Here is a 12,624-nt window from a genome sequence, read left to right as displayed (position 1 = left end):
TGGGATAGCTAAATTGATCGGCATTAAAGTTCCGGTTAAGGTGCCCGCATGTCCGAGCAACTTACTCTCCAGACCTACTAGACGGCCAGTGGCACGATGCCCTGGTGCTGACGGTCGAAAACCCCGAGAAGGTCTTGCTTGGCGCGACTTCGGCCGGCTATGACACGAACTATCTCGTGACGTTCATCGAGTTGATGGACTCGGTGATAAGGATATTGCGGAGCCGCGCGCCCTGATGGCTCGCTTGACGCAGGCCGCGCAGACGTTCAGGGCTCTCCCCGAATTGCTCGCGGACCTGCCCGACGAGGTGAAGAGGTCGGCGAACATTCCGCTCAACGACCTGGACAGACGCATGGGCGAATGGGGCCTGCTATGAGGAACATCACCACCGAGGAGCGCCAGCGGCTGATCGACGACATTCTGCGGGCGAATGTGCAGGGGCGGGAGTCGCTCGGTGTTTCCATTCGCCGGTTGCGCGTCGAGGTCACCGGGCTCGACCAGGACACCTTCGCCGCCATGTGCAGGATATCGACGAAGGCGCTCTACCAGCTCGAGAGCGACAAGGGAAACCCCACCATCGGGACGCTCAATGGCATCCTCAACAAATTCGGCATGCGGATGACGCTGGGTGCGATCGTGGCTGATGCGGTACTCCCGGCGCGGCCCGCCAAGGCCGAGGGCCGGTTCCTTCCACGCGGCACCAGCCCCGCCATGGCAAAGCGCCGGGCGGCGGCAGGAGCCACTGGGAAACCCAGGGCCTGAAACACCGCCGATGGCAAGCCCCGCGAGCGGCTTTTCGGCCGATTCCGAGGCGTTGCGGGCGCAGCGCCGCGGGGGCCGCCTCGTCTACAATAGGCACAAATCATCCAGAGTCCCCCCATGTCCGAAACCGACAGCCGTGCGCTGCAAGACCTGCCGCTGGAGCAGCTGATCGCCTGCCATGAATGCGACCTGCTGATGCGCCGCGAGCCGGTCCCCACGGGCAGCCGCTCGGTCTGCCCGCGCTGCGGCTACGAGCTGGAAATCCACCGGCCGCACATGGTGCGCCGCGCCATGGCGCTGGTGCTCACCGCGCTTTTCCTCTACATCCCGGCCAACTTCCTGCCGATCATGAAGATCGACATCCTCGGCCAGGTCGGTATCGACACCGTCTGGGGCGGGGTGCTTGGCCTGTACGCCTCGGGCATGCACGGAGTGGCCGTGCTGGTGTTCCTGTGCAGCATGGTGATTCCCCTGGCCAAGCTGCTGTGCCAGCTGTTCGTCCTCTGCAGCCTGCGCTTCGACGTGGCGCGCGCGCAGGCCATGCAGTTGCTGCGCTGGTACCAGCACCTGCGCGAGTGGGGCATGCTGGAGGTCTACCTGATGGGCATCCTGGTGGCCATCGTCAAACTGATCGACATGGCCGAGCTGCACATCGGCGTGGGCCTGGCCTGCTTCATCGGCCTGCTGCTCAGCCAGATATGGCTGGAGGTGACCATGTCGCGCCACCAGGTGTGGGAATCGCTGGCCGGGGAGTTCGACGATGAGGGCCATTGACGCCGGCATCCTGACCTGCGGCGAATGCCACCAGCTCAACCGCGCCACCGGCGAGGAGCCGCAGCACTGTTCGCGCTGTGGCTCGGTGCTGCACGCGCGGCGGCCGAACAGCCTCACCCGCACCTGGGCGCTGCTGATCACCGCGGCCATCCTCTATATCCCGGCGAACCTGCTGCCGATCATGACCGTCAACTTCCTCGGCAGCGGCACCCCGGCGACCATCATGGAAGGGGTGGTGGAACTGATCCACGCGGACATGATCCCGGTGGCCGCGGTGGTGTTCGTCGCCAGCATCCTGGTGCCGACCTTCAAGCTGGTCGGCATCGCCCTGCTGCTTTATTCGGTGCAGCGCCACCAGCCGATGTCGGCGCGGCAACGCATCCTGATGTACCGCTTCATCGAGTGGATAGGTCGCTGGTCGATGCTCGATATCTTCGTCATCGCCATCCTCGTGACCCTGGTGAACTTCGGCAATCTGGCCAGCATCGAGGCGAACCTCGGTGCAGCCGCCTTCGCCACTGTGGTGGTGCTGACCATGCTGGCGGCAGTGACTTTCGATCCCAGGCTGATCTGGGATAACACGGACGCGGAAAACGACGATGAGTGAACTCCCCACCCCGAAACTGCGCAAGACCACCAACTGGTCGGCGATCTGGATTTTGCCGCTGATCGCCCTGGCCATCGGCGCCTGGCTGGCCTGGCGCGCCTACGACCAGGCCGGGGTGACCATCAACATCCAGTTCGAGAGCGGCGACGGCATCCAGCCGAACAAGACCGAGGTGATCTTCAAGGGCATCGCCGTGGGCAAGGTCGTCGACCTGCACGTGAACAAGCCTACCCTGGGCGTCACCGCGGTGGTCGAGATGCGCAAGGAAAGCATCGAGTACCTGAGCAAGCGCACGCGCTTCTGGCTGGTCAAGCCGCGTGTGTCCCTGGCCGGGGTGACCGGGCTGGAGACCCTGGTGTCGGGCAACTACATCGCCGTCGACCCGGTGAAGGGCGAGCTCAACCACGACTTCGTCGCGCTCAAGGAGCCGCCGCCGCTGTCCGACAGCCTGCCCGGCCTGCACCTGATGCTCAAGGCCGAGCGCCTGGGTTCGCTGGAGCAGGGCAGCCCCATCTACTACCGGCAGATCCAGGTCGGCCAGGTGAAGAGCTACCAGCTGGCCGACGACCAGAAGACCATCGAGGTGAAGATCCACATCGAGCCGGCCTACGCCAACCTGGTGCGCAAGCACACGCGCTTCTGGAACGCCAGCGGCATCACCCTGTCCGGCAGCCTCAGTGGCCTGAAGCTGCGCACCGAGTCGCTGGCCAGCATCGCCGCCGGCGGCATCGCCTTCGCCACCCCGGACAGCTACCCGGACAGCCCGCCCACCGACCCGACCAAGCCGTTCCGCCTCTACGAGGACTACGACGCCGCCCAGGCGGGCCTGGCGGTGCGCCTGAAGGTGGACGACGTCAGCGGCCTTTCCGCCGGCAGCACCCCGGTGATGTACAACGGCGTGCAGGTGGGCACGGTGAAGGCCATCGACATGAACAAGGACTTCAACGGTGCCACCGCCACCCTGTCCATGGACCCGCGCACCGAGGAGTTCCTCAACGCCAAGAGCGAGTTCTGGCTGGTCAAGCCGAGCATCTCGCTGGCCGGCATCACCGGGCTGGAGGCGCTGGTGAAGGGCAACTACATCGCCGTGCGCTTCTCCAAGGAGGGCGAGCCGACCCGCGAGTTCACCGTGCGCCCGAAGGCGCCGCCGCTGAACCTGGACGCGCCCGGCCTGCACCTGGTGCTGACCAGCGACCGCCTGGGCTCGCTGGAAGTGGGCACGCCCATCCTCTACCGGCAGATGAAGGTCGGCACTGTGCAGAGCTACCAGCTGTCCCGCGATCGCCAGCGGGTGGTGGTGGGCGTGCACATCGAGCCCGAATACGCGGCCCTGGTGAACACCTCGACGCGCTTCTGGAACGTCAGCGGCGTGACATTGAGCGGCGACCTCAACGGCATCAAGTTCAAGAGCGAATCGCTGCAGACGCTGATCAGCGGCGGCATCGCCTTCGACACCCCCGACCCCAAGGCCGCGCCCGTCACCAAGGTGCGCCGCTTCGCCCTCTACGACAGCGAGGACAGCGCTCACGCCAAGGGCCAACTGATCGAGCTGCGCGCCGACTCGGCCGACGGCCTGCGCGAGGGCACGGTGATCCGCTACCGCGGCCTGGACGTGGGCCGCGTGGAGCAGGTGGACCTCAGCCGCGACCTCGGCGGCGTGGTGCTCAAGGCGCGCCTGATCAAGGCCCAGGACAGCATCGCCCGCCAGGGCAGCCGCTTCTGGGTGGTCTCGGCGCAGTTGGGCCTGGGCGGCGCGGAGAACCTCGGCACCCTGGTCAGCGGCCCGTACATCGAAGTGCTGCCGGCGGCCAAGCCGGGCCCGGCGCAGACCGGCTTCAAGCTGCTGGGCCAGGAACCCAACCGCCTGCTCGACGCCGACGGCCTGCGCCTGACCTTGAGCGCCGCCCGCCGCGGCTCGCTGAAGCCCGGCGTGCCGGTGACCTACCGCGAGGTGCAGGTGGGCAAGGTGACCTCCTTCGAACTGGGCGAGCAGGGCGACCGGGTGCTGATCCACATCCTCATCGAGCCGCGCTACGCGCCCCTGGTGCGCACCGGCAGCCGCTTCTGGAACACCAGCGGGGTAGGGGTGGATGCCGGGCTGTTCAAGGGGGTGAAGGTGCGTACCGAGTCCTTCGAGACCATCCTCGCCGGGGGCGTGGCCTTCGCTACGCCGGACAATGCGCAGATGGGCGTCGCGGCAAGGCCGGGGCAGACCTTTGCGCTGTTCGACGAGTACCAGGATGAGTGGTTGCAGTGGGCGCCGAAGATTCCGTTGGGGAAGGCGGTGGGCGAGTAGGGCGTATAACCGTTCGCGGTTATACGCCGCTTATCCGAGACCAAGCGCCCCGCTGGGAGACCGGCGGGGCGTTTTTGCTTGGGGCGTGCGGGGGCTTTTGATTTTCGTAGGAGCGAGCTTGCTCGCGAACCAGGCTCCTTGTGACATAGGTGCGGTGAGACACTCCGCCCCTCTCCCTAACCCTCTCCCTGAAGGGAGAGGGGACCGTTGGGCAGAAACGGTTGTTCTGGAGTTAGCCGGCAACACCGAAAGCTACCGGCTGAAACCATCACTTCTCTCGGCACGGACAAGCCCCCTCTCCCTTCAGGGAGAGGGCTGGGGAGAGGGTGCTCTTTGAGCCAAACACCAAGCCGCCTGTTGTTCGCGAGCAAGCTCACTCCTACGAAAGCGCTCCCGCTTCAGCGCCCGCTCCGCGCCGCCCGCGTCGTCAGCAGGTACACCGGCACCCCGGAAATCAGGATCAGCAACGCCGCATAGGGCGCCGCCGCCGCGTACTCCAGCGTCGAGGTATGCACCCACACCGCCGTAGCCAAGGTGGTCAGCCCCGTAGGCCCAAGCACCAGGGTGGCGGTCAGTTCCTTCATGCTATCCAGGAACACCAGCACGAACCCCGCCCCCATGGCCGGCGAGATGATCGGCAGGGTGATGCGCAGGAAGGCGCGCAGCGGTGTCTGGCCCAGCGTGCGGGCGGCTTCTTCCAGTTGCGGCGAGGCCTTTTCCAGGGCTACACGGATCGGCGCCTGGGCCAGGGGCAGGAACAGCAGGGCGTAGGCGACCAGCAGCAGCGCACTGGTCTGGTACAGGTCCGGCACGTAGTGCAGGGCGAAGTACACCAGCGACAGGGCGATCACCAGCCCCGGCAGGGCCTGCAGCAGGTAGGGCAGGCGTTGCGCCCAGCGCGCCAGCGGGCCGGGGTAGCGCACCACCAGGATGCTCACCGGCAGCGCCAGCAGGCAGCCGAGCAGGGCGCCGCCGAAGGACAGCGACAGCGACGACAGCAGCGCCTGGCCGATCTCCAGCAGCGGGAAGGCCGCCGAGGCGCCGGTGAGCAGCCAGTAGCCGAGCATGGCCATGGGGATGCCGGTGCCGATCACCACCAGCGCCACCAGCAGCAGTTGCAGCGGCCATTTCCAGGCGTGCAGGCGCACCCGCTCGGCCTGCCGCGCGCTGCCCTGGCCGGTGCGCACCAGGCGGCCACGGCCGCGCATGCGCAGTTCCAGCCACAGCAGCAGGAAGCACAGCGCCAGCAGCACCGAGGAGAGCATGGCCGCGGTGGCGTTGCTGAACTCCAGTTCGAACTCCTGGTAGATCGCCGTGGTGAAGGTCTGGAAGCGCAGGATCGACAGCGCGCCGAACTCCACCAGCATGTGCAGCGCCACCAGCAGGCTGGTGGCGGCCAGGGTCGGGCGCAGCAGCGGCAGGGTCACCCGCCAGAACACCTGGCGCCGCGACACGCCGAGCATGCGCGCGCTTTCCTCCAGCGACGGGTCGAGGTTGCGCAGGGTGGCGGCCAGCGGCAGGTACACCAGCGGGTACTTGGACATGGCCATGACCAGCACCGCGCCGCCCAGGCCTTCGTAGGCCGGGCTCAGGGATACCCAGGTGAAGCTGCTGACGAAGGAGGGGATGGCGAACGGCAGGCACAGCAGCACGTTCCAGTAGCGCCGCCCGGGCAGGTCGCTGCGCTCCACCAGCCAGGCGCAGGCCAGGCCGAGCAGGGCGCTGAGCACGGTGACCAGCACCAGCAGCTTGAGGGTGTTGCCGAACAGGCGGAACACGTAGGGCCGCCAGAGCAGTTCCCAGGCCAGGTGCCAACCCGAGTCCCAGGCCTTGGCCGCGACGTAGAACAGCGGCAGCGCCGCCAGCAGGGCGAGCAGGAGCACCGGCGGCAGCAGCCACAGCGGCGCCTTGCGCCCGTGGCCGCCGCGGGCCTGGACCACGGGCGCGGCGATGGACATCAGTTCAGGCCGACGTCGCGTTCGAGGTCCAGCGCATCCTTGGCCTCACCCATGTCGGCGGGGCTGAGCTGCGGCGGGTTCAGCTCGGCGAACGGCTTGAGCTGCGGGTCGGCCTGCATGCCCTTGCGCAGCGGGTATTCGGCGGACTGGCTGAGGATGGCCTTCTGGCCCTCTTCGCTGAGCATGAAGGCGACGAACTGCTGGGCCTCCTTCGGATGCTGGCTGGACTTGAGCACGGCGGCACCGGAGACGGTGACCAGCGCGCCCGGGTCCTGGTTGCCGAAGAAGTGCAGGCGCGAGTTCAGCTCGCCCTTCTCCTTCTTCAGGGTGTACCAGTAGTAGTTGTTGATCAGCGCCATGTCGACCTCGCCGTTCTCCACGGCTTTCATGGCGGTGACGTTGTTGGTGTAGATGGAGCCGAAGGCCTTCAGCCCGGTGAGCCAGTCCTCGGCGGCGTCGCGGCCCTTGAGCTTGATCACCGCGGAAACCTGTTCGAGGAAGGCGCCGCTGGTAGGAACGAAGCCGAAGCGCCCGGACCACTGCGGGTCGGACAGGTCCATCAGGCTCTTGGGCAGGTCCTTCTCGTCGATCTTCTTCGGGTTGTAGGCCAGCACCCGGGCGCGGGCGGTGATGCCCACCCAGTCGCCCTTGCCGCCGGCGTTCTGCGCCTCGACCAGGGCCAGGGTACCGGCGTCCAGCGGGGCCAGCAGGCCGGCGCCGGACAGGCGCATCAGCGGCGGCGATTCCTCGGTGTAGATGACGTCGGCCGGCGAGCGCGCGCCTTCCTCGGTGATCTGGCTGGCCAGCTGGCCGTCGCCGCCCTTGCGGATCTTGACCTGGATGCCGGTCTTGTCGGTGAAGGCCTTGGCGATGGCGATGCCGGTGGCGGCGTGCTGGCCGTTGTACAGGGTGAGGGTGACCGGATCGGCAGCGGCGTGCAGAGACAGGCCGCCGAGCAGGCAGGCCAGGACAGCGCCCTTGACGCCGGCGAGCAGACGAACAGACATGGAAACTCCCGTGGTGTCGCCAATGAGAATGCAAGCCATTATATGTAACCTGGCCTTTCCGGCCAAACTCCATAGCCTGCTCATGAATGCCGCCGCCGGCTGCGCGCCGGCGGCGGGGGCGCTCAGGCCGGCTCCGCGGCCTCCTCGGCCGTGGCGGCGGGGTGGTCGACGGCCAGTTCGCGGCGGCGGATGAACTTCCAGTCGGCCTCGTCGATGTAGATGCCGTTGGGGCCGCTGCCGCCTTCCAGGTCGATGGCCACCTGCGCCGAAACCTGCGGCTTGACGCTCGCCAGGATCGGCACGAAGCCCAGCTGCAGGCTGGTTTCCAGCAGCGCGGCCTGGTTGCGTTCGTCGATGTCGGCGGCCTCGTCGAGGTAGTAGGGCAGGCGGATGCGCCCGGCCTGCTCGCGGTCCATCAGGTGCAGCAACAGGTACATGTTGGTCAGCGCCTTGATGGTCATGGTGGTGCCGTTGGAGGCGGCGCCGTCGATGTCGGTGTGGACGATCGGCTGGCCGCCGACCTTGGTGATCTCGAACGCCAGCTCGAACAGGTCCTTCAGGCCCAACTGGTTGTTGTTCGCCGCCACCAGGCGCGAGAGGTAGTCCTTGGCTTCCTCGTTCTTGGCATCCTGCTCGGCGCTCTGCGTCAGGTCGAACACCGAGAGGTTCTCGCCTTCCTCGTACTGGCCGGCGCTGTGGATGATCTGGTCGATGTGCTTGAGCGCTTCCTTGTTCGGCGCCAGCACGATGCGGAAGCTCTGCAGGTTCGACACCTGGCGCTTGTTGATCTCGCGGTTGAACAGCGCCAGCTGGTGCTCGAGGTTGTCGTAGTCACTGCGGATGTTGCGCAGCGTCCGCGCGATGTCGGTCACCGCCGCGCGGCGCGCCTTGGCCAGGGTCAGCGCCTCGTCGGTGCGGTGCGCGTAGGCGTTGATCAGCAGTTGCAGGCGACGCTCGGGGTCGTCCTCGCTGTCGAACTTGGCCACGCCCTTCAGGCGCACCTGGGCGTACAGCGCCTCGATCTGGCCGTCGATGCGCTGCAGTTGCTGCCAGGTGTCCTGGTAGTCGTTGAGCAGCGGCAGCAGGTTGTCCAGGGAATCTTCCACCGGCTCCATGAACGGCGTGCCGAAGGGCAGGTCGGCGGGCAGCAGCTGGCGGCGGCGCAGGGCGTCGTCGAGGGTGCGCTGCTTGGCTTCCAGGTCGGCCAGCTGGCGGCCCACCAGTTGCAGCTTGGCGGAAAGCTGCTGGACGCGCTCGGTGAAGGCGTCGGCCGAGCGCTTGAGCTCGTCCTGGGTGGCTTCCAGTTGCGCGAGTTTTTCCAGCTTGGCCGGTTCCTCGGCGCTCAGCGTCTCGCTGCGGCGGAAGTCTTCCAGGGCCTTCTGCGCGTCGAGCACATCCTGGTACAGCTTGTCGGCCTGGGCCTTGCTGGCGTTGCGGTCGGCGGCCACGGCCTGCTGCGTCCTGAGCTGCTTGAGCTCCTTCTCCAGGCGCTCCTTCTGGTCGCGCAGGGCGGCGCGGTCGGCCAGGGCCTGCAGCGCCGGCGGCTCGATGTGCGACAGGTCGATGGCAAGGCCCGGCACCTCGAAGCGCTCGCCCTTGAAGGCGTCGAGGATCTTCTCGACGCTGCCGACCCACTGGCCGTCCTCGTCCAGGCTCACGCCCTTGTCGCCCAGCGGCAGGCTGAACAGCGCGCCGTTGAACAGGCGCATCAGGCGCTCCACGTCCTGCTGCGAGAATTCTTCGCGCAGGCGCGCATAGCTGTTGTTGTCGGCGTGTTCGAGCTGCTGGCGCACGCTCTTCACGCGCTTCTCCAGATCGCGCACGCGCTCGTCCAGGTCCTCGCTGGAGAACTGCCGCGAGTGGGCCAGGGCGCCGGCCAGTTCGTCGTGGGCGTCCTTGGCGGCGAGCAGCTGCTGCTCCAGGACCTTGGCGTCGTCGACCAGGGCGAAGCGGTTCTTCAGCACCGCCAGCTCACCCATCCAGCGCTGGATTTCGCTGATCTCGCGCTCCAGGCGCATCAGCTCGGCGGTGCCGCCGCGCTGTTCGTTCTGCAGGCCGTCCTGCTCGCTGCGGTAGTGCTCGGCCTGGATCACCAGCTCTTCCTTGCGCGCCCCGGCGTAGTCTTCCCAGGTGCCCAGCAGGTTGTCGAGCAGCGGCGAGAGGCGGTGCATCTTGCCGCGCAGGAATTCGCGCTGCTGCACGCCGTTGGCCAGCGCCTCGACCAGCGGGCCGGCGGCGACCAGGGCCTGGTAGTCGCCCTCCATGCGGCGCACGTCGCGGAAGGCTTCCTCGCAGGCGGCGATGTAGTCGACGCTGCCCGAGCGCAGGCTGTGCTCGAAGGCGTCGAGGAACAGCTGCTTGAGCTTGGCCGCGGTGATCTCGCGCATGTGCAGCAGGTTGATGAACAGCGAGCGGAAGGTCTTCAGGCTCTGCTCGCTGGTGGAGCGCAGCGGGATCAGTGTCAGGTCCAGCGGCACCGAGGTGTGGCCGCCGACCAGCAGCCGGCGCAGCTCGTCGGGCTTGAGCTCGTAGGCCTTCAGGCCGGCGCGCTCCAGGCTGGCGTACAGCTCGCGCAGGCGCAGGCAGGTGCCGTTCTTCTGGTAGTGCTCCAGGTCCAGCTCGCCCTGGTAGGCGAAGAACTGGTGGCCGAAGCCGCCGCCCGGGCCGCGCCCGCCGCAGCCGATGACGTGGCGGCCGTGGGGCAGTTCCAGCTCGATGAGGATGTAGCTGGTGTCGGTGGCGAAGTAGAACTTGCGCGAGGCTTCCAGGCTGTACTTGCCGAAGCTCATGTCCGACATGCGCGCCAGGATCGGGAACTGCAGGGCGTTGATCGAGGCGGACTTGCCGAGGTTGTTGGCGCCGTACACCGACAGCGGCTGCTCCAGGGGGAACACGCCGAGGCTGTAGCCGGCGGTGTTGAGCAGGGCGAAGCGGCGAATGCCGTAGCGTTCCTGGGTCATGCCTGGGCCTCCATGTCGGCTTGTTCTTCGGCGATGGCGCGGGCGAGGGCGTCTTCCTCGCTTTCCGCTTCTTCAACCAGCGGCGCGGCCGGCTCGGCGGGCTCTTCCAGGCTGACGATCGGCTCTTCGTCCTCCTCGGCCAGGGCCGGGGCGACGTAGGCCAGGTCCTTGGCGTGCAGGCTGGCGGCCAGGTCGCGGTCCTGCTGCACCGACAGGCAGACGTCGAGGAAGCGGTGCACAGGCGGCAGGAAGCGGTACACGCCGTTGTCCTCGGCGGCGAAACCGAGCTGGGTCATCCGGCGCATGACCTTTTCTTCCAGTTCCTCCTGGGTGGTCACCTCGGCCTGCAGGAACAGGTCGCGGTACTTCTCCAGCAGCGGCGGCAGCTCGTCGCGGCCGATGCTGCCGCCGTCGAGCACGGCCAGCGGGTCGCGGCCCTGGTCGGCCAGGTGTTCCACCAGGATGAAGGTGAACAGCGCCAGGCGCTGGGCGGTCTTGTTGACCTGGGCGCCGATCTGCTCGGGGACGAAGTAGTAGAAGCCGCGGGTGTCGCAGACCAGCTCGAAGCCCAGCGAGCGGAACAGCGCGCGGTACTGGTCCTGCTGGTTGGACAACTGGCTGTACAGCTCGGGGTCGCGGCGGCTGATGTGGAAGCCCTTGAACAGCTCGCGGAAGATGGGCCCGAGCTGGGTCAGTTCGGAAAGATCAATTTGCATGGGGTTCGCTCGCTTTGTCGGCCTTGCCGCTCGGGGCGGCGAGCAGGGCGAAGGAGCACAGGCTGACGCTGTGCTGGGCGGTATCGTAGTCGCGGCGCTCCAGGCGCTCGCGCTGGAAGCGGCCGTCGCGCGACAGGCGCGAGAACCAGTAGAGCAGCTCGTCGGTGGCGCCCTCGGGCTCCTGCTCCAGCAACCAGACCATCAGGTCCGGCAGCGGCAGGGCGGCCTGGCAGCGCTCGAGCATCTCCCGCGCGGTGCGTGGCGCGTTGCGCGGGCCGTCGCCGCCGCGCTTGCCGGTCGCCTTGGGGAAGTGCGCAGGCTTGGGCTCGAAGCGGGCCAGGGCGAAGACGTAGCTTTCCACCTGCGAGGCGCTGCCGAGGAAGGTGCTCTGCGGCCGGGTGAACAGCGGCAGGGAGGCCTGCGGCACGGCGTCGATGCCCTTGCGGCGGATCACCGACAGGGCCAGCGCGGCGCCGCGGGTGATCGCGTTGTGCCGGCGGGCCTCCTCGCGCAGCGGCAGCAGCAGCTCGCGGGCGCGGCGCAGGGTGAGCTGGGCGGTGGTCTGCATCTCCAGGATGCGCGCGTGGGTGCGCAGCAGCTGGTCGTCGTCCACCAGCTGGCCGAGGCGCTGCTGTTCGCCCAGCAGGCGCAGCAGCACCTGCTCGACGCGGCGCACGCCCTGTTCGAAGGCGCCGTCGGCGGAAACCAGCTGGATCATCGGCTCGACGTACTCGTCCCAGGTCGCCAGGACCTCGGCGTAGCGCTGGCGCAGGGGAATCTGCCGGTCGCTGGTCTTGGCCCGCTCGGCCACGGCGATCAGCGCCTGTTCGTCGTTGGCCAGCTTCTTCAGCACGTCGCGCACGCGCATGTCGAGCAGGCGCAGCTGGCGCGCCAGGTCGTTGCCGTCGCGCACCTCGAAGGCGTCGCGGATGTAGCCGGCCAGGCGCTCCAGGTGGCGCAGGTAGGCCTCGATCTCCAGGCACAGGCCCAGGCGGTGCTCGTGGCGCAGGTAGGCGAGGAAGTCGTGGATCTGGGCGTTGAGCTCGAAGCGGTTGGGGCTCTTGGCCACCGGCACCAGGATGTCCAGGCGGATCCACTGGTCGAGCAGGGCGGTGACGTCCGCCGGGCTGCCTTCGGGCAGCTGCGCCGTGAGTTGCAGGCGCAGCTCCGCCAGGGCCAGGGTGCCGCTGTCGAAGCGCTCGCAGAGCGGTTCGAGCAGGGCCCAGTGTTCGGCGAGGGCGCGCAGTACGCGTCGGGGGTCGATCATCGGGTAGCCGCTGTTGACGGGTAAAGGGGGCGATTGTACTGCAAAGGTCCGCCCGCGGCGGAAGGGGTGACGAAACGCGGCAGTTTACGCCGTGAGGGATGTCGCCACGGCCCTGAAAAACGGCGTTAACCCCCTGAAATTCCTGGCATGTTTTCTGCCAGTTGGTCAGGGCCTGTTCCCGTTTCGTTCGCGGCCGCGCCGGAGCCAGTTTTTGCGCGAGGCTAGGCGCGAGGAGAGAGATTTGGTCATTCCAAATGAACGACGAGCAACGACGCAT

At 67.6% G+C, this 12,624-nt stretch carries 10 protein-coding genes; 5 read left to right on the top strand and 5 right to left on the bottom strand.

From position 1 onward, the window contains the following. The first annotated feature begins 104 nt into the window (after nucleotides 1–104). The 5 genes from QSJ95_RS09245 (at nucleotide 105) to QSJ95_RS09225 (ending at nucleotide 4,439) form a co-directional block, all read left to right on the top strand. A complete protein-coding gene (locus QSJ95_RS09245; protein WP_285641806.1) occupies nucleotides 105–236 on the top strand; it encodes a hypothetical protein in 132 nt (43 codons plus the stop codon). Between the two features lie 136 nt (nucleotides 237–372). Continuing rightward, a complete protein-coding gene (locus tag QSJ95_RS09240; protein ID WP_051879367.1) occupies nucleotides 373–762 on the top strand; it encodes a helix-turn-helix domain-containing protein in 390 nt (129 codons plus the stop codon). Between the two features lie 117 nt (nucleotides 763–879). Continuing rightward, nucleotides 880–1,536, top strand: coding sequence for a paraquat-inducible protein A (locus QSJ95_RS09235; RefSeq protein WP_009617388.1), 657 nt, complete (start codon nucleotides 880–882; stop codon nucleotides 1,534–1,536). Further along, nucleotides 1,523–2,143: a paraquat-inducible protein A gene (locus tag QSJ95_RS09230; protein WP_285641803.1), complete on the top strand. Its 621-nt coding sequence runs from the start codon at nucleotides 1,523–1,525 to the stop codon at nucleotides 2,141–2,143. The genes QSJ95_RS09235 and QSJ95_RS09230 overlap by 14 nt, the downstream gene beginning before the upstream one ends. Beyond that, entirely contained in the window at nucleotides 2,136–4,439 is a 2,304-nt protein-coding gene (locus tag QSJ95_RS09225) for a PqiB family protein (protein ID WP_285641801.1), read from the top strand. The genes QSJ95_RS09230 and QSJ95_RS09225 overlap by 8 nt, the downstream gene beginning before the upstream one ends. 398 nt (nucleotides 4,440–4,837) lie before the next feature. Here QSJ95_RS09225 and QSJ95_RS09220 read toward each other — a convergent pair whose 3' ends face one another. The 5 genes from QSJ95_RS09220 to mksB all read right to left on the bottom strand — a co-directional run bounded on the left by QSJ95_RS09220 (nucleotide 4,838) and on the right by mksB (nucleotide 12,347). Continuing rightward, nucleotides 4,838–6,397, bottom strand: coding sequence for an ABC transporter permease (locus QSJ95_RS09220; RefSeq protein WP_285641799.1), 1,560 nt, complete (start codon nucleotides 6,395–6,397; stop codon nucleotides 4,838–4,840). Continuing rightward, nucleotides 6,397–7,404, bottom strand: coding sequence for an iron ABC transporter substrate-binding protein (locus QSJ95_RS09215; RefSeq protein WP_061560657.1), 1,008 nt, complete (start codon nucleotides 7,402–7,404; stop codon nucleotides 6,397–6,399). The genes QSJ95_RS09220 and QSJ95_RS09215 overlap by 1 nt, the downstream gene beginning before the upstream one ends. 122 nt (nucleotides 7,405–7,526) lie before the next feature. Further along, a complete protein-coding gene (mksF, locus tag QSJ95_RS09210) occupies nucleotides 7,527–10,364 on the bottom strand; it encodes an Mks condensin complex protein MksF (protein WP_285641797.1) in 2,838 nt (945 codons plus the stop codon). Further along, a complete protein-coding gene (gene mksE, locus QSJ95_RS09205; RefSeq protein WP_009617400.1) occupies nucleotides 10,361–11,080 on the bottom strand; it encodes an Mks condensin complex protein MksE in 720 nt (239 codons plus the stop codon). The genes mksF and mksE overlap by 4 nt, the downstream gene beginning before the upstream one ends. Beyond that, on the bottom strand, nucleotides 11,070–12,347 hold the full coding sequence (gene mksB / locus QSJ95_RS09200; protein ID WP_009617402.1) for an Mks condensin complex protein MksB: 1,278 nt from the start codon (nucleotides 12,345–12,347) through the stop codon (nucleotides 11,070–11,072). Before mksB ends, mksE begins: the two co-directional genes overlap by 11 nt. Between the last annotated feature and the right edge of the window lie 277 nt (nucleotides 12,348–12,624).

The sequence above is a fragment of the Pseudomonas sp. NBRC 100443 genome, from assembly GCF_030268185.1.
GTDB lineage: Bacteria > Pseudomonadota > Gammaproteobacteria > Pseudomonadales > Pseudomonadaceae > Pseudomonas > Pseudomonas citronellolis.
Note: the sequence above shows the minus strand (reverse complement) of the source record. Positions and strands in the feature narration are given on the sequence as shown.